Below are 16816 nucleotides of genomic sequence, written 5' to 3' on the forward strand. Positions count from 1 at the left end.
TGTGATGTCCTTATCTTGCAAAAATTTCTAGCGACGATAAATAATATAACTCCTCTTCAAATACGTCAGTGGCACGCTCCACGCATGCACTAATCGTGTGTACGGGAACAGCGCGAAAATGATGAATGCGCATATGATATGCAGTTGGAAAAACACCGGTACAGTCGCCATCAAACTCGCGTCTGGTTGGAATACGAACAGCTGTCTGAACCAAATCGAAATCGTTTCGCGGTAATCAAAGCCTGGATTCGCCGGATTGGCAAACAGTGTACTCGCCATTCCGAGAAACAGCGTCACCAAAAGCGCCAAATTCACGATAATATCCATAATCGAACTCGTCATCCGCACGCGATCATTCGACAAGCGTCGGAACGTCAATAAAAACATCCCCGCAAACGCCATAATCCCGAACACGCTACCAATCCCAACAGCTACAATATGATACATATGCTCGCTAATCCCAATCGAAGTCGTCCACGTTTTCGGAATGACTAGGCCGATGAAATGCCCGCCAACTACGAAAATAATCCCGACATGGAACAAAATACTACCAACCATCAATTGCTTTTTCTCAATCATTTCCGAAGACTTCGAGGTCACCGTAAAATGGTCATACCGATAGCGGAAAATATGGCCAAACACAAAGCTCGCCAAAACAAGATAGGGCAAAACAACCCACAAAAAATTATTCCACATGCTGCTTCTCCTCTCCCTGTTTCACGCAAACGCGCAACTCATTCCGCATCGCCTCAATCACAAAACGATACGGATTTCCCGCCTCTTCAAGTGCCTGAAGCAAGTGATATGAGCCATCTTCAATCACACCAATCAAAAGCTCGATGCTATCCCCCGAACGCTCGTCCATATACCAGTCGCCCGCATCAATAAACTCAAGCATCAGCGGCAAATAATCCGTCAACTCCGCATCATCCGGCAACAAACCGAACATCTCATACAAAACTTTCAACTTTGCCAGCATCTGCCCTCGTTCCCGCGCATCTTCAAACTTATAAAACGTCATGTAAAGCGTCGTCTTTTTATTAAAATCAAACGTGTCCACATAGGTTTCCGTCATTTCGCCAAACGTCAGCGCAGAAATTTCCTCCCAAAACGCCGTGATTAATTCCAGCGTTTTAGGATTCGCAAATGTTTCTTCAAGCAAAAACCGATCATTCATAAAGCGTTTTTCAGGATACGACAGCACTGCAGAAATAGCGCCAAAAACAGCACGTTTTTCGTCTAGTAAGGCATAATTAATCACGCCAAATCCCCCCATAAAAACTTTCTTCATACATGTCCTGCGTCGATTTCGAAGGCTGCTGTGTACTATTTCCCATCGGCATCGGCGTATTCGTCACATCCGGCTTATTAATCTGATCCGCCAAACTACAACCGCCACAAACATCCTCAGAAAAACCAGATGAGCCTTGCGCTTTATACGTGTCGATATAATCCTCTTTATGACTCGCCGGGATCACAAAACGATCCTCATATTTCGCAATCGCAAGCAAACGATACATCTTCTTCACTTCCTGCTCCGTCATCCCGATTCGTTCCAATTTTGTCGTATCAAAATCTTTACCGGAACTCACCGCGCGCATGTACGTCCGCATCATCGCCATTTTTTGTAGCGACGTCTTAATAACATCCGTATTTCCCGCCGTCAGCAAACTTGCCAAATAATCAACCGGAATCCGCATTTCATCAATCGCTGGGAAAATCATATCTGGATTATTAATCGAATCTTTTCCTTCAAAATAGTTCATGATTGGCGAAAGTGGTGGCACGTACCAAACCATTGGCATCGTGCGGTATTCTGGATGCAGTGGGAACGCAATTTTGTATTCCTTCGCCATTTTGTAAACTGGTGAATTCTGCGCTGCCTTAATCCAATCTTCTTTAATACCATCTTTACGCGCCTGCTCAATCACGGCCGGATCATGTGGATCAAGGAACAAGTCAAGTTGTTTCTCATACAACTCTTTTTCGTCCTCCACAGAAGCCGCTTCTTTCACGCCGTCCGCATCATAAAGCATCACACCAAGATAGCGAATCCGACCTGTACACGTTTCCGAACAAACCGTTGGCAAACCTGCCTCGATACGTGGGAAACAGAACGTACACTTCTCCGCCTTATTCGTTTTCCAGTTGAAGTACACTTTTTTGTACGGGCAACCAGTCATGCAATAACGCCATCCGCGACACGCCTCTTGATCGACAAGCACAATCCCGTCCTCATCTCGTTTATACATCGCGCCACTTGGACACGACGCCACGCAGGAAGGATTCAAGCAATGCTCACACAAACGAGGCAAATACATCATAAACGCTGTCTCAAAATTCGTTTTTATTTCCGTTTCGATGTTTTTCATGTTCGGATCGAGTGGCATCGTTGTTGGTGCTCCCGCCAAATCATCTTCCCAGTTTGGACCCCATTCGATTTCCATGTTTTTACCTGTAATCACGGATTTCGGACGCGCGACCGGTTGATTTTTCTTCTCTTTCGGCGTGAAAAGCGTATCGTAATTATACGTCCACGGCTCATAATAATCCTTCAATTCCGGCATATCCGGGTTATAGAAAATTTTTCCAAGCATGACTTTGTTCCACTTCGAACCAGCCGCGAGTTCCAATTTCCCTTTTTTCAGTTTCCAGCCACCTTTGTAGCGTTCTTGGTCTTCCCATTGTTTTGGATAGCCAATACCCGGCTTCGTTTCGACATTGTTAAACCAGATATACTCAGCACCAGGGCGGTTTGTCCACGTATTTTTACACGTCACACTACACGTATGGCAGCCGATGCATTTATCCAGATTCATTACCATTCCTACTTGCGCTTTAATCTTCAAGCCAATTCACCTCGTTCAGTTTCCGGACAGCAACATAGAGATCCCGCTGATTTCCAATTGGTCCATAATAGTTAAAACCGTAGCTAAGTTGTGCATATCCACCAACCATTTGCGTTGGTTTCACGTGGATTTTCGTCGGCGCATTGTGACTACCACCGCGTGTTCCTGTAATCGAAGTCCCCGGAACATTGATGTGACGGTCTTGCGCGTGATACATGTACATCGTTCCTTTTGGCATTCTGTGACTAACGACCGCACGAGCCGTCACCACACCATTTCGGTTATAAACTTCGAGCCAGTCATTATCTTTAATTTTGCCAGCTTCGGCGTCTTCATGGTTAATCCACACGTTCGGACCACCACGGAAAAGCGTCAACATATGCTGATTATCTTGGTACATACTGTGAATATTCCACTTACCGTGCGGCGTCAAATAGCGCAACACAATCGTATCCGGCGTCTCCACAATTTCCTTATCACGAGGTGCAAAAACTTGCGGTGGCAATGTCGGCTTATACACCGGCAAAGCTTCCCCGTATTGTAAAAACATCTCATGATCAATATAAAAATGCTGACGTCCAGTAAGCGTTCTGAACGGAACTAAATGCTCAATATTCGTTGTAAATGGCGAATAACGCTTGCCGTCCGTATTCGAGCCCGTAAACACAGGCGTCGGAATCACTTCACGCGGTTGCGCCGTAATGCTTTGGAACGTAATCCGCTCTGCCTCGCGAGGCTTCGCTAAATGACTAAGCTCCATTCCCGTCGCGTCCTCCGCCACTTCCCAAGCTCGAACCGCAACCTTCCCGTTCGTCGCACTAGAAATGTGCAGAATCGCGTTCGCCGCTTGCCGTTCCGACTCCATAATTGGCATCCCATTCTTAATCGTATCATCCTCATAAATCCCGTTGATACTCTTCATTTCTTCATACTCGCCACTCACCGAAAACTGCGTCCCATGCGCGCCGACCTTGCCCGTCCCAACATTCGGACCAAGCGTCACAAACTTATCATAAATCTGCGTATAATCCCGCTCAACAAATTGGAAATGCGGCATCGTCTTGCCTGGAATCGCCTCAACCTCGCCTTTTTTCCAATCCTTAATCTCACCATAAGGCTGCGAAATCTCCATTTGCGTATCATGATTCAGAGGCAACATAATCACGTCGCGCTGCACCTCATGTAAGTGATCCTTCGCCATCTCAGAAAATGTCTGACTCAAATCCTTGAAAATATTCCAATCCGATTTCGACTCCCAAAGCGGACTTATCGCCGGGTTAAATGGATGCACAAAAGGATGCATATCCGTACTCGAAATATCCGTCTTCTCATACCACGTCGCAGCAGGCAGCACCACATCCGAATAAATTGGCGTCGCCGTCATCCGGAAATCAAGCGTCACCATCAAGTCCAGTTTTCCTTCCGTCTCCTCATCACGCCACACCATTTCCTCTGGCTTAAACTCATCATTTGGCGTCGACAACAAATTATTCGTCGTCCCAAACAAATGCTTCATAAAGTACTCCTGCCCTTTTCCACTAGAAGAAACGAGGTTCGAGCGCCATACAAAAAGGCCACGCGGGAAATTCACAGGATTATCCGGATCTTCCACCGCAAACTGCAATTTCTCCGATTTCAAATCATCGACAATCCCCGACACGATTTCCGCATCCGATTTGTCCTTATTTTCCGCCGCGAACAGCAAACTATTCTTGTTAAACTGCGGATACGAAGGCAACCAACCAAGTCGCGCCGCCAACACATTGTAATCTGCTGGGTGTTTATAGCTCGTTTTTTGTGCCAGTGGAGATTTCAAAGCATCCGTGTCCATTTCCTCATAGCGCCACTGATCCGTTGCAAAATACCAGAAACTCGTCGCATTCTGCTGTCTCACCGCGCCCTGCCAATCCTTCGCAAAAGCAACCGTTTGCCAGCCCTCAATTGGACGACATTTCTCCTGACCAACATAATGCGCCCAGCCTCCGCCGTTCACACCCTGTGATGCCGTCAAAATTACCAAGTTCAAAATCGAGCGATAAATCGTGTCACTATTAAACCAGTGATTAATCCCAGCGCCCATAATAATCATCGAACGACCACCAGTATCAATCGCATTCTGCGCAAACTCACGCGCGATCTGCGTCACGATATCCGCCTTCACACCCGTAATCGGTTCCTGCCAAGCCGGCGTATACAAGCTATCCGCATCATCCAAACCACGAGCAGCTAACTTGTCCCCATCATGCCGCGCCACACCATACTGGCTCAACATCACATCATAGACCGTTGCCACTAAGCGCTTCGAACCATCAGCAAGCGTAATTTCCCGAACCGGCAATTCCCGTTCAAAAATCCCATTCCCATTATTATCAAAATAAGGAAATGCAACCGTATCAATCCGATCCAAGCCAACCGTCATCGCAGGCGCAATCACAGAACCATCCTCACGTTCAAGCGACAGATTCCACTTCACGCCCTCTTCCCAACGCTGACCCATCGTCCCATTCGGAACCACAATCTCGCCCGTGGTCTCATCAATCAGACACGTTTTCCAATCCGCGTGCGCCGCCTTTTCAAGACCCGCATGCAAATCATCCTCACGCAAGAAACGGCCCGGCGTCAAGCCCTTATCCGTCTCGTCAAGCAACAGCAAAAACGGCAAATCCGTAAACTGTTTCGCATAATCAATAAACTGCGATTCCGCGCGTTCCACATAAAACTCCTTCAAAATAACATGCGTCATCGCTTGCGCAAGTGCAGCATCCGTCCCAGGATTCGGCGCCAACCAATTATCCGCAAACTTCACGTTCTCCGCATAATCCGGCGCAACCGCTACAACTTTTGTCCCCTTATAACGAACCTCCGTCATAAAATGCGCATCCGGTGTCCGAGTCAGCGGCACATTCGAGCCCCACATCATAATGTAACCCGCGTTATACCAGTCACTCGACTCCGGCACGTCCGTCTGCTCACCCCAAATTTGCGGAGAAGCAGGCGGTAAATCCGCATACCAATCATAAAAACTCAGCATTTCACCACCGAGCAGCGTCAAAAACCGCGACCCAGCCGCATAACTAATCATCGACATCGCTGGAATCGGGGTAAAGCCTGCCAAGCGATCCGGACCATATTTCTTAATCGTGTAAATCAGCATCGCCGCGACCATATAATACGCTTCCTGCCAAGTCACCCGAATTTGTCCACCCTTACCACGCGCACTCTTATAGCTTTCCGCCTTCTCAGGGTCTTCCACGATACTCGCCCAAGCCTTAATCGGATCACCATACTGCTTCAACGCGTTTTGCCATAGACGCCACAATTTCCCGCGCACATACGGATATTTCACACGCAGAGGACTATACTCATACCACGAAAAACTCGCACCACGCGGACAGCCACGAGGTTCAAATTCTGGCATATCCGGCCCACAACTTGGGTAATCCGTCGCCTGATTTTCCCACGTAATAATCCCGTTTTTCACGAAAACCTGCCAACTACACGACCCCGTACAATTGACACCATGCGTCGTGCGAACCACTTTATCATGACTCCAGCGATCCCGATACATCTTCTCCCAAGCCCGGCTTTTCTCCTCCATCACCGTCCAGTTTCCATTAAATTTCTCCGTCCGTTTAAAGAACCGCAAACCTTTTTTCCTCACTATGTACCACCTCATTTTTGTTATTATATTCACAAAGAAAAACAGTAAAATTCCTATCTAAGTCGATAGTACAATGTCTTCCATTTTTCCGCATCGGGAGAATCCCTATATTTTATATTTTTAACCGACGAATCTTCTTTGACGGCATTTTCAAATAGTGCTATAATAAATACGAAAAGAGAGCCATGCTCGATACATGACTCCCTTTAAGAGTAGAACCAATGAAGATGGTAGCTCAAGTTAATTAAATAGGCTTTTTACGACCATCTATTACTCTGCCAAAAGCTAATAGATGGTTATTCTTTGTCCTTTTGCATCGCTTTCACAATTACGACAATTAGGCCGATGAAGGAAACAATAAAACTTCCAAAACCGAGCATAAGTGCCATTGCTTCTGCAACAGATATAGGGCTAGTCCTTTCCAAAAGGGTTAGAACTCATTCGCATAAGCACCACCACCTTTTTGATCAGTTAGCCACCATCGTTCACTTTTCTACTGCTTATATTATAACAAATCGAATGGACAAAATCACTCAAATTGTGGCGTTTTTATTTTTATATCATAAACACCTGCACAACGAAATACATATAAAATTCGGAGGTTATCCATGTTAACACCAGTCCTACACTCGCTCTTAGTCGCGATCATATCCACATTCATCGCATTTCTAGCCATGCTACCGCTCAGCTACTACTTTTCCAACCGTAAGTCACGATTCCAACTCATCATCGAAATCATCATCCTGCTCCCACTTGTTTTACCACCAACCGTCGTCGGCCTAATCCTGCTGAACCTCTTCGGGAAAAACGATCTATTCGGCGCATTTCTCTGGGATACCTTTAATTTCAGCTTTATCTTCACACTCGCTGGAGCCGTCATCGCCACGACTATCATCATCCTGCCAATCATGTATCAAGGCCTAAAAAGTGCCTTCCTCTCGATTGACCACGATCTTGTCTGGGCGGCCCAAACATTGTCCGCTAACGCCAGAACGATCTTCATAAAAGTCATTTTACCCAACTGTTGGCAACCAATTTTAGCGGGAATTCTGCTCAGTTTTTGTCGTGCGATGGGTGAATTCGGCGCGAGTCTTATGGTTGCAGGTTACATCGAAGGCAAGACCGACACGATTGCTTCCAGTATTTATTTCATGGTCCAACAAGGCGACATGCGTACTGCGGTTTATCTCGGTATTATCAATGTCATTATCGGTATTATCGCGCTTCTGACCATCCATATCCTGACCGTTCGCCAAACTAACTTAACGAGAGGAATGTAACCTATGGCTCTTCGCTTAAAATTCAAAAAGAAACTACCATTTCACGATCTAGATATTAATTACGACCTCGTATCCCCAATTACCGCCATTATGGGTGGCAGTGGTTCTGGGAAATCCACGCTATTTCAATGTATTAGCGGCCTGAAAACAATTGACGAGGGCATCATCGAATTTAACAATACTGCTTGGGAAGATACATATAGTGATATTCACGTTCCCACCGCTGACCGAAAAGTTGGCTACCTGTTTCAAAATCTAGCCCTATTTCCAAATATGAATGTCTTTAATAACATCGCGTTTGGCCTTGCTGTAAACAAAATACCTCCCGCTGAAATCGAACAACAAGTCCGCCGAATAAGTGATTATCTCAAAATTTCGCACTTGCTTTTTTCCTCCGTTCAAAAATTATCTGGCGGTGAAAAACAGCGCGTGGCAATGGCTCGAGCAATGATCACGAATCCAAACCTGCTTCTGCTTGACGAACCATTCAATGGTCTCGATGAAGATACTCGCAATATCTGTATCGACCTCGTTGGCCAAATGGTGCGCGATTTCGACATTCCCGTCATCTTCGTGACCCATTATCACCAAGAAGCCGCCTCCTTGACCGGAGAAATTTTAAAAATAAAGGATGGTCGTCTTGTCAAAAACTAAATCAATCGCTGGAATCGTGCTTGCTGGTGGAAATTCCCGACGTTTCGGCGAAGATAAAGCGCTCTACAAAGAAGCGGGCGAAACCTCCACATGGGTGGAGCAAACCGCCGCCAAAATGATGCCACTTGTCGATCACGTTTTCGTCGTCACCAACGCGCGTCTGTTCCCAAATATCCAAACCCTATTTGCCAATACAAACATAGAAATAATCACCGATCAAGCGCCATATCTCGACAAAGGACCACTCGGCGGCATCTACGCAGCTATGCAAAGCGGTGCAACATATGATCGCTATCTCTTATCTCCAACCGATACACCACACATCACGACCGAAATTTTTGCCGATCTGATCGCTCAGGGAAATACCTATGCCACGACAAAAACAGCGAAGCACTACCTCACCGCCTGCATTCCTTACTGCAAAACGGAACTTGAAACAATGCTTCGCGCTGACAACTTACGTATTCGCGAGCTCCTAAGAACGCTTGACGTGAACGAACAGCTTTTTGACACCGAAGCCCCATTTGAAAATAAAAACTCTAAATAACCGCTTTTTCAGGAGGTCTCCATGCGTTTTCTAAGCTTACTCTGGCAATTTACGTGGAAACAAATGCTCTGTTGCATTTTCCCAGCCATCATTTTTCTATCGCTCGCCTTCTCCAAATATATCAACATCCCTTTTATCCCAAGATACGATTTACTTCTCATCATCTGCATCATCGCGCAATTACTTCTCATTAAATTCGGCCTCGAAACATGGGACGAGCTCAAAGTCATCATGCTTTTTCACGTTATTGGACTTGTTCTTGAAATCTATAAAATTCAGATGGGATCTTGGGCCTATCCAGAAGATGCCTATACGAAAATTCTCGGCGTCCCACTTTACAGCGGCTTCATGTACTCAAGCGTCGCCAGCTACATTTGCCAAGCTTGGAAACGCTTCGATCTTACCGTCAAAAACTGGCCCAAAAGCATCTACGTCGTTACATTATGTACCGTGATTTATCTCAATTTCTTCACCCACCACTATATCTGGGATTTCCGCTACATACTCATCCTTGCCGTCCTCATCTTGTTCTTGCGTACCGTCGTCTTCTTCACGGTTGGCGACAAACGACTGCACATGCCACTATCCTTGTCCTTCCTGCTTATCGCGTTCTTCATCTGGGTCGCAGAAAACATCGCCAGCTTCTTCGGCGCTTGGTACTATCCCAATCAAGAAGTCACCTGGCAACTCGTCGGCTTCGGCAAAATCACGAGCTGGTACCTACTTATCATCATCAGTATCATGATTATCGCTGAGTTGAAATTCTTAAAAAAAGGGACCCAAGAAAACAACGAAAAGCCACCGATTCGAGACTAATTCGGTGGTTTTTCAGTATTATAAAGTAATAAGCCTTTCCACATCATAAAGCCGAGGTGTATCTATCCCGTATTTTCTGGCGTCAGCGATAACCTCCAGCACAGAAGGACCAACCTTATAATGATTATGTTCCACAAGCGCGTAGCTCATACCGTTGGGCGAAAACACCATTTTACTCAGAAAAAAGCCAACAACTTTTGGCGGTAAAATCCTTAAAACTTTCGTTAAAGCACCCAATTTCGCCCCCTTAGCCTCCAAAACTTTAGCAAGCTCCTTCATGTTACTGCCTATTCCAGCCAGCGATTCCGACGAAGACACCGCGTTTTTGAAACTCCCGCTTTTCAAAACCTCCACTTCCATCGCCACATTGAAAGCGAAATGATTCCAGAGCCAACTTTGAAAATCCTTATTACTTTTGACTTTGAAACCAGCACTAGAAAACAACTCACGAACCTCCAAGTCTCGCTTCGTAGGCGCTGTGTTAAATGTCCCTAACTCGGCTGTTTTGTAAAGCCCGCCATAAAGCGAATTCCCTTCAAATCCACCACCAGCACTAGGAAAGCCATACACAATCTGACTTGGTGGAATCGGACTCAGCGCTTCCTTTGGATCTTGCCAAAAGTTACTAAAAAAAAGAACCGTGGCCTGTCCAACTCGCGGTGCAATATACTTCGCAGCATTCGACACTTGCTCTGGATTCACACTCAAAAAAATAAGATCATAATCGTGATCTTCCTTCATTTCTTCATGCATTACAATCGGCCATTTTTCTTTAACGAGCCTATCTTTCTTCTCCCTTCTCGTATCCCACATTTCTAAGTCTACATGCGAACCATATTCCGCTTTCCTACCTTCTCGAACATAAAATTCAACGGTATGCCCTGCTTTTTCAAATGCCCACGCATACTGTGCTCCTATAGCGCCACGACCAAAAATAAGTATTTTCATAAAAGTTCTCCTCTCCATACATTGACTATACAACAACGTGTTGTATAATGAATTATACGGCGCTAATCAACATTCATCAACCAACAATTTTTCTAAATTTGTTGGGCGATGAAAGGAGGAGATAAAAATGAAAAAACAGCCTGAAATAACCAAGAAAACAAGACAAACAATAGTCGACGTTTTTTGCGAACTATATAGCCAGAAACCCGTAGAGAAGATAACAGTGCAAAAAATCGCTAATACATCTGGCTATAATCGCAGTACCTTTTATCAATATTTTACCGATGTCTACGATTTACTAAGCTTCATCGAAAATGACATATTGGATTACATTCGAGAAAAAGTAACAAATACAGAGCAAATAGACGCAAAGCCAAAAGGTATCCTGCTGCTCTTTGAAGAGAAAGAATTATATCTAAATGCCTTATTAGGCGATTACGGCAGCATTCGATTTATGGAAAAGCTAAAACGTGAATTTTTTTCCGACGGACTTGATTACTGTGTCCCGAAAGATAATTCTATGACACCATATTTAGTAGAATTCAACATTTCAACCGCGTTCTCATTAATTCGTCTTTGGCAGCGCCGACAAAAAGATTTGCCCCCCGATCAATTATTTCATTTGATAAACACATTAGTAAATTCAGGAACATCCTCTGTTATATAGCGCAACAAAAAACCACCGATTCAAAATCTATTCGGTGGTTTTTCTCATACTATTTCCCCTCTTTTCGCTCTCGGAGATACCTATTAATATAAAAATTAATCATAAAAAGTGCCATGAAAATAAGAATACGATACATATCAGGAAAGGGATAATTCGGAACGAAAATCAAAATTCCAACGCCTCCCGCAATAATACACCCTAAAATATTCAGCCGTACTTTTCTAGTCATACACGCGCTCCTCGCCCTTCATTCGCTTATCATAAGGAACTAACTCCAGATCTATACCCTTTTGCGCTTTAAGTTTCGTGAATGCATCTAGATCAAGCGGACCAAAAGGCTTCTCCCACTCCAAATCGAAAATCCAATACTGCGGATTCTGATGCTTCAAACGGCGTTCCCCAACTTCCTCCGCGTCCTCCGATTTAGCGATCAAATACGCCTCATCCCAATCCACTTCCACAATATTCCCAATCATTTCTTCCGTATCATCCACGACAACTTTAAACACATTATCCATCGCCCCATCAGGATATCTCCGCACAAAATCGTGTTCCATCGTGTTAATCGCTACGATTTGATACTTATCATTCACAGCAATTTCATAATCACCAGCCCCTGAACAGCCAGCCAGCGCCAATATACTCAAACTACCAACTAATTTCTTTATCATCTGAATTCACTCTTTTCTGCCATTTCCCTATGTAAAACTATCCCATTCCACTTTATCATAAAAAAACAGCGAAGACCAAAAACTGATCTCCGCCGCTCTCCTTATCCTCTTTTCCACTGCAACCAACTATACGAATCCATGATTTGCAAGAACCTGACTAACCTCGACAAACTCATCCCATCCTCGTTTCCAAACGTCCGCGAAAACCGCTCCTCCATCTCTGGAATCGTCGTCTCCCCGTCCATTTGCGAAAGAATAAAATACCCATGTTCATCCAACTTAATCCGTCGCTGCGTCGGTTGCTTCAAAAGTTTCGTCGCCACGCGCTCGAGCCAAGCCGAACGCGGCACAATCAAATACTTCTCCTGCTCCGCCACTTCCAAAACAAGATTATCCTTCAAAACTGGAATTTCCTCCAACATATTGCGCCGTTCTTTTTTCCGCATATTCAGCACCTCATCTTACGCTTTTTTCTTTTTTGGTACCGTTGAGAAGTAAAGTAGCGTACACACAATCAAGAATACTAGGAATGGCAACCACTGATTCGAAAGCAGGTACTCGGTCGGAATAATGTTCGGGTTAATCGAAATCACAAACGCGATAATAACGCCAAGCAGTGATTCCCCCGCAATTAAACCAGACGCAAACAATGTCCCACGCTCGATTCGTTCTGCTTTTTCCTTGTCCTTTTTCAACTTGATTACTTGGTTTACGATCAAGCGTACAAATCCACCGAACATAACCGTCGCACTGATGTTTAGCGGCAAGTATAGACCTACTGCGAAAACAAGCGAGTTCATGCCTAGGAATTCAATCACGACGGCAATCGAAACCCCGATAAAGATGAGCGTCCACGGCAGATTACCATTCAAAATACCTTCTGCGAGAATTTTCATCAACGCTGCTTTTGGAGCTGGCAAAGCCTCAGAACCCATGCCATATGCGTTATCTAGCAACGTCAAAATATAACCCATGACAAGACCACTGGCGATAACACCGATCATCATCGCAACTTGCTGTTTCCAAGGCGTCCCACCAACGAGATACCCAGTTTTCAAATCTTGTGAAATATCACCCGCAACCGCGAGCGCCGTACAGACAATCGCGGCAACCGTCAATGTCAACACGATACCTTCTGTGCCGCTGTAACCAAACGATTTATAAGCAATCGCCACAATTAAAAGCGTCGCAATCGTCATTCCTGAAACCGGTGACGAAGAACTGCCGACAATCCCAACGATCCGTGATGCCACTGTAACGAATAAGAATCCGAAAATCGCAATTGCCAAAGCACCAATAATCCCCACATTCGTGAACGGATCAAACGCAATAATAACAATCAGTACAGTAATCCCAATCAAAACCCATTTCATCGGAATATCTTTATCCGTACGCTCAATTTCAAGCATTTTCTGACCTTTATTTTTATTCAGACCAACCATCGTACTTCGAAGCGTCTGAATAATCGCCGGCATCGTTTTCGCAAGCGTAATCAGACCACCCGCAGCAACCGCACCCGCACCGATATAACGAATATAGTTATCCCAAATCATGCTCGCATCTAAATTCTTCAACGCTTCTGTCGCTGGGAAAATCACATCCGAACTCCCACCACCGAAAAACGCAATCGACGGAATCAAAACGAGCGATGCCATTAAACCACCGGCCACCATCTGACCCGCAATTTTCGGCCCGATAATGAAACCAACACCGAGCAAGGCCGGATAAATTTGCGTCCCGATAAAGGCATTCTGGAAGTTATAAATCCCCGTCTGCACATCACTTCGGAACACTTTGAAACCATCCGTAAGAACTTTTACAAGCGCACCAACTCCGAAACCAAATACGACGAGTTTCGCTTGTGCACCGCCACCTTTTTCACCCGTTTTCAGAACTTCCGCACAGGCCGTTCCTTCGGGATACGGCAACGTTTCATGTTCGTTAACAATCAACATTCTACGCAGCGGAACCATCATGAACACACCTAGGAATCCCCCAGTTAGCACGATAAATACCAGCATAATTTGGTTGATATCGACGCCCAACATGAATAGCGCAGGAATGGTAAACACCGCACCAGCACCGAGCGCTTCCCCCGCCGTCGTCATCGTTTGTACAATATTATTTTCTAAAATTGAATCTCGTCTAAAAATACCACGCAAAATTCCCATCGAAATAACTGCCGCTGGAATCGACGCCGATACCGTCAAACCTACTTTGAGTCCCAAGTAAGCATTTGCCGCACCGAACAAAATTGAAAGAATAATACCAAGAACAATGGCTGTAACTGTCAATTCCGGCAGTGATTTGGAAGCAGGTATGTAAGGCTGAAACTTCTTGCTACCCATTTTATCACTCATTTTTGTAACTACTCCTTTTATGTTTTGTGTAATCTTTGTTCCTTTAAAGCAAAGATTCAGTATCTATTTTAACGCTACTTTATTATTTTCGCAAAGGAAATCTGGACAAAAGAACAAAAATGTACAATCACTGCTTGAGTAATGACGCATCGCTATGTTATAATTAGGGTAAATTAAAAGAGAGTCGTGTTCCACCACAACTCCCTAATATAGAATGACGTAAGCCGCTTCAAAGACGGTGACTTTCGTTTACATGTTGTAAAAACCATCTAATCTCCGGTCAGGGTATAATCAGATGGTTTTTTATTTGTCGTTTTTCATTGCTTGCACCATTACGATAACGAGCTTGAGGAAGGATAGAATAAACATTCCAAACCCAAGTGCCATCATAATCGATTCTGCAACTGACATCAGGCATTTCCTTTCTCCAGATTTGATAACCTACATACATAAGCATCACTCCCTTCAATCAGAAAGCCACCATCCTTTACACACCTTACTCTACACGACTATTATACCACGGTATTTCCAATATATTTAAATAAAGATTATTCTATAAATCATCGTTTTCTAACTTTTTTCGTAACGTATTTAAAGAACGATCCTTGATACATCACTACCTTATCAAGGATCGTTCTTTTGCGTCTGAAAACATTTTTAATGCATTCGTAAAAGCCCTATCAAAAGATTTGACACACCATAAATATATAATGTAACATATACCTATGATTGCTATGCATATAAAACATATGCATCGGAAGGAGACTGTTATGAAGATTAGTAAAGAGTTGCTAAAAGGTAGTACCACCACTCTTATTTTAAGCCTACTGAATTCAAAACCAATGTATGGCTATGAAATTATTAAAGAGTTGGAAATGAAGTCTGAGGGAATTTTTAGTTTGAAAGAAGGAACGATCTATCCCATTCTGCACACCCTTGAAGATAAAGGATTTATTATCTCTTATTGGGGAGAAGGCCAGGGTAAGAGAAAGCGAAAATACTATAATATCAATGAAAAAGGCAAGGAATTTATACAGGAAAAAAAAGAGGAATGGTCCATCTTTAAAACCGCAGTGGACGAAGTGTTGAAAGGAGAGAAAACGGTATGCGATTAGAAGATGATTTTGAAGTATATACGAAAGAATTGTGTAAAAAAATAAGAAATAAAGATGTACACGCTAGTCTAAAACTGGAAATAAGTGATCATCTTCAAACGCTTAAAGAGGAAGCCTTACTTGCGGGACTCTCAGAAGAAGAGGCTACTGCTCAGGCGTTGGCTCGCATGGGAGATGTAAAGATGCTCGGAAAACAGCTTAACAAAACACACAAAGCCCCAATGGATATCAAAACCCTAATTCCAGTAATGATAGCTTCACTGTTTGGATTACTAGTCATGTATTATTTACAATTTCATTCTACGTTTACAGAGCTTCAGAATTTGAAAGTATTTAATAAAAGTCTTATCTTTTACTTGGTGGGAATTCTGCTGATGCTAGGCTTTTCTTGGCTTGATTATAGAAAGTTATTACAATACTCCAAACACCTCTACGTGGGGACAGTCCTAATTCTATTAATAACGGTTATTTTTGGCGTTAGAGTAGATGGTTTACCTTTTTTAATCTTAGGTTTTGCTAATGTTAATTTTATCGAGATTACTCCATTTCTCCTCGTTATATCCTTTGCTGGAATCTTTCATTCTTGGAACTGGAACGATTCTCGAAAATCTTGGCTTGGAGTAGGTATCTTGGCATTTCCGATTTTGTTGCTCTTTACAACAAGTGCCTTAGCAACTTCTATCATTTGTATTATTGGTTGCATAGCCATTATGCTCAGTTCTAAAGCCAGCATTAAACAAACTGTAGCGTACGCAGCTGCTACTTTTATATGGCCAGTCTTCAACCTAGTGATCCTATCTCAAAATTATACATTGATCAATACCGTGGACATTAAAAATCTAGGCGCATCTAATGTTATCGGAAGTAGTCTTCATCTGACACCAAATTTAATTTCTGAGGTACATACAGATTTAATATTCATGTACATCATCTATTCATTTGGCTGGTTGGCCGCGATTATTGCTGTCGTATTGATTGTCTTTTTTATCTGTAGAATATTGCGTGCTGCAAAAAACATTCCTTTCATTTATGGCAAAATGCTGGTTATAGGATTGGCGGTAACTTTTGCAAGCCAATTTATACTAAGCATACTGACAAACTTAGGCTTCTCACCTTTATCTGATGCGGCCATGCCATTCATGAGCTTTGGAGGTACACACATATTGTTCGAGATGATTGCATTAGGTCTGATTTTAAGCATATTTAAAAGACGTAAAGCAGCTGATATACCTGGTTTGACGTAAAGAA

Annotated in this window: 18 protein-coding genes; 7 read left to right on the forward strand and 11 right to left on the reverse strand. The window is 43.8% G+C overall.

Going from position 1 to position 16816, the window contains the following annotated elements:
- Positions 1-27 precede the first annotated feature (27 nt).
- From narI to UE46_RS12025, 5 genes are all read right to left on the reverse strand, one after another.
- On the reverse strand, positions 28-696 hold the full coding sequence (gene narI, locus UE46_RS12005) for a respiratory nitrate reductase subunit gamma (protein ID WP_036058898.1): 669 nt from the start codon (positions 694-696) through the stop codon (positions 28-30).
- Positions 686-1291, reverse strand: coding sequence for a nitrate reductase molybdenum cofactor assembly chaperone (narJ, locus tag UE46_RS12010; protein WP_233230927.1), 606 nt, complete (start codon positions 1289-1291; stop codon positions 686-688). The genes narI and narJ overlap by 11 nt, the downstream gene beginning before the upstream one ends.
- Positions 1254-2849 (reverse strand): nitrate reductase subunit beta, encoded by a 1596-nt coding sequence (gene narH, locus UE46_RS12015; RefSeq protein WP_036058895.1) that lies wholly within the window; start codon positions 2847-2849, stop codon positions 1254-1256. Before narH ends, narJ begins: the two co-directional genes overlap by 38 nt.
- Positions 2839-6513 carry a nitrate reductase subunit alpha gene (locus UE46_RS12020; protein ID WP_036058931.1) on the reverse strand — a complete coding sequence of 1225 codons (3675 nt, stop codon included), beginning with the start codon at positions 6511-6513 and terminating at the stop codon, positions 2839-2841. Before UE46_RS12020 ends, narH begins: the two co-directional genes overlap by 11 nt.
- Before the next feature lie 293 nt (positions 6514-6806).
- Positions 6807-6935 (reverse strand): putative holin-like toxin, encoded by a 129-nt coding sequence (locus UE46_RS12025; protein ID WP_077912428.1) that lies wholly within the window; start codon positions 6933-6935, stop codon positions 6807-6809.
- Positions 6936-7118: 183 nt separating this feature from the next.
- Between UE46_RS12025 and UE46_RS12030 the strand changes: the two genes are divergently transcribed.
- The 4 genes from UE46_RS12030 to UE46_RS12045 are packed head-to-tail and all read left to right on the forward strand — an operon-like array spanning position 7119 to position 9807.
- Positions 7119-7790: a molybdate ABC transporter permease subunit gene (locus UE46_RS12030; RefSeq protein WP_036058894.1), complete on the forward strand. Its 672-nt coding sequence runs from the start codon at positions 7119-7121 to the stop codon at positions 7788-7790.
- A gap of 3 nt (positions 7791-7793) precedes the next feature.
- Positions 7794-8444 carry an ATP-binding cassette domain-containing protein gene (locus UE46_RS12035; protein WP_036058893.1) on the forward strand — a complete coding sequence of 217 codons (651 nt, stop codon included), beginning with the start codon at positions 7794-7796 and terminating at the stop codon, positions 8442-8444.
- The gene (locus UE46_RS12040) at positions 8431-8991 is read left to right on the forward strand and encodes a molybdenum cofactor guanylyltransferase (protein ID WP_159103077.1); all 561 of its coding nucleotides are present in this window, start codon (positions 8431-8433) and stop codon (positions 8989-8991) included. Before UE46_RS12035 ends, UE46_RS12040 begins: the two co-directional genes overlap by 14 nt.
- Before the next feature lie 21 nt (positions 8992-9012).
- Complete coding sequence (locus UE46_RS12045) at positions 9013-9807, forward strand: DUF817 domain-containing protein (protein WP_036058891.1); 795 nt, start codon at positions 9013-9015, stop codon at positions 9805-9807.
- Between the two features lie 18 nt (positions 9808-9825).
- On the opposite strand, the gene UE46_RS12050 is transcribed toward UE46_RS12045, so the two are convergent.
- Positions 9826-10755, reverse strand: a complete 930-nt coding sequence (locus UE46_RS12050; RefSeq protein ID WP_118907658.1) for a ketopantoate reductase family protein — start codon at positions 10753-10755, stop codon at positions 9826-9828.
- A 127-nt stretch (positions 10756-10882) separates the two neighbouring features.
- Here UE46_RS12050 and UE46_RS12055 point away from each other — a divergent pair, with 127 nt between their 5' ends.
- The gene (locus tag UE46_RS12055; protein ID WP_036058890.1) at positions 10883-11422 is read left to right on the forward strand and encodes a TetR/AcrR family transcriptional regulator; all 540 of its coding nucleotides are present in this window, start codon (positions 10883-10885) and stop codon (positions 11420-11422) included.
- 49 nt (positions 11423-11471) lie between these two features.
- On the opposite strand, the gene UE46_RS12060 is transcribed toward UE46_RS12055, so the two are convergent.
- From UE46_RS12060 to UE46_RS12080, 5 genes are all read right to left on the reverse strand, one after another.
- Positions 11472-11651: a hypothetical protein gene (locus UE46_RS12060; protein ID WP_118907659.1), complete on the reverse strand. Its 180-nt coding sequence runs from the start codon at positions 11649-11651 to the stop codon at positions 11472-11474.
- Complete coding sequence (locus UE46_RS12065; protein WP_036058888.1) at positions 11644-12093, reverse strand: DUF3997 domain-containing protein; 450 nt, start codon at positions 12091-12093, stop codon at positions 11644-11646. The genes UE46_RS12060 and UE46_RS12065 overlap by 8 nt, the downstream gene beginning before the upstream one ends.
- A 101-nt stretch (positions 12094-12194) precedes the next feature.
- Positions 12195-12539: a PqqD family protein gene (locus UE46_RS12070; protein WP_036058886.1), complete on the reverse strand. Its 345-nt coding sequence runs from the start codon at positions 12537-12539 to the stop codon at positions 12195-12197.
- A 15-nt stretch (positions 12540-12554) separates the two neighbouring features.
- The gene (locus tag UE46_RS12075) at positions 12555-14453 is read right to left on the reverse strand and encodes an OPT family oligopeptide transporter (protein ID WP_036058885.1); all 1899 of its coding nucleotides are present in this window, start codon (positions 14451-14453) and stop codon (positions 12555-12557) included.
- Between the two features lie 303 nt (positions 14454-14756).
- Positions 14757-14864, reverse strand: a complete 108-nt coding sequence (locus tag UE46_RS12080) for a putative holin-like toxin (RefSeq protein WP_077912427.1) — start codon at positions 14862-14864, stop codon at positions 14757-14759.
- 359 nt (positions 14865-15223) lie between these two features.
- Here UE46_RS12080 and UE46_RS12085 point away from each other — a divergent pair, with 359 nt between their 5' ends.
- Both UE46_RS12085 and UE46_RS12090 read left to right on the forward strand, forming a co-directional pair.
- Positions 15224-15568, forward strand: a complete 345-nt coding sequence (locus tag UE46_RS12085; protein ID WP_118907660.1) for a PadR family transcriptional regulator — start codon at positions 15224-15226, stop codon at positions 15566-15568.
- The gene (locus tag UE46_RS12090; RefSeq protein ID WP_036058883.1) at positions 15559-16812 is read left to right on the forward strand and encodes an FtsW/RodA/SpoVE family cell cycle protein; all 1254 of its coding nucleotides are present in this window, start codon (positions 15559-15561) and stop codon (positions 16810-16812) included. The genes UE46_RS12085 and UE46_RS12090 overlap by 10 nt, the downstream gene beginning before the upstream one ends.
- Positions 16813-16816 lie beyond the last annotated feature (4 nt).

Source organism: Listeria weihenstephanensis, assembly GCF_003534205.1.
Lineage (GTDB): Bacteria > Bacillota > Bacilli > Lactobacillales > Listeriaceae > Listeria_A > Listeria_A weihenstephanensis.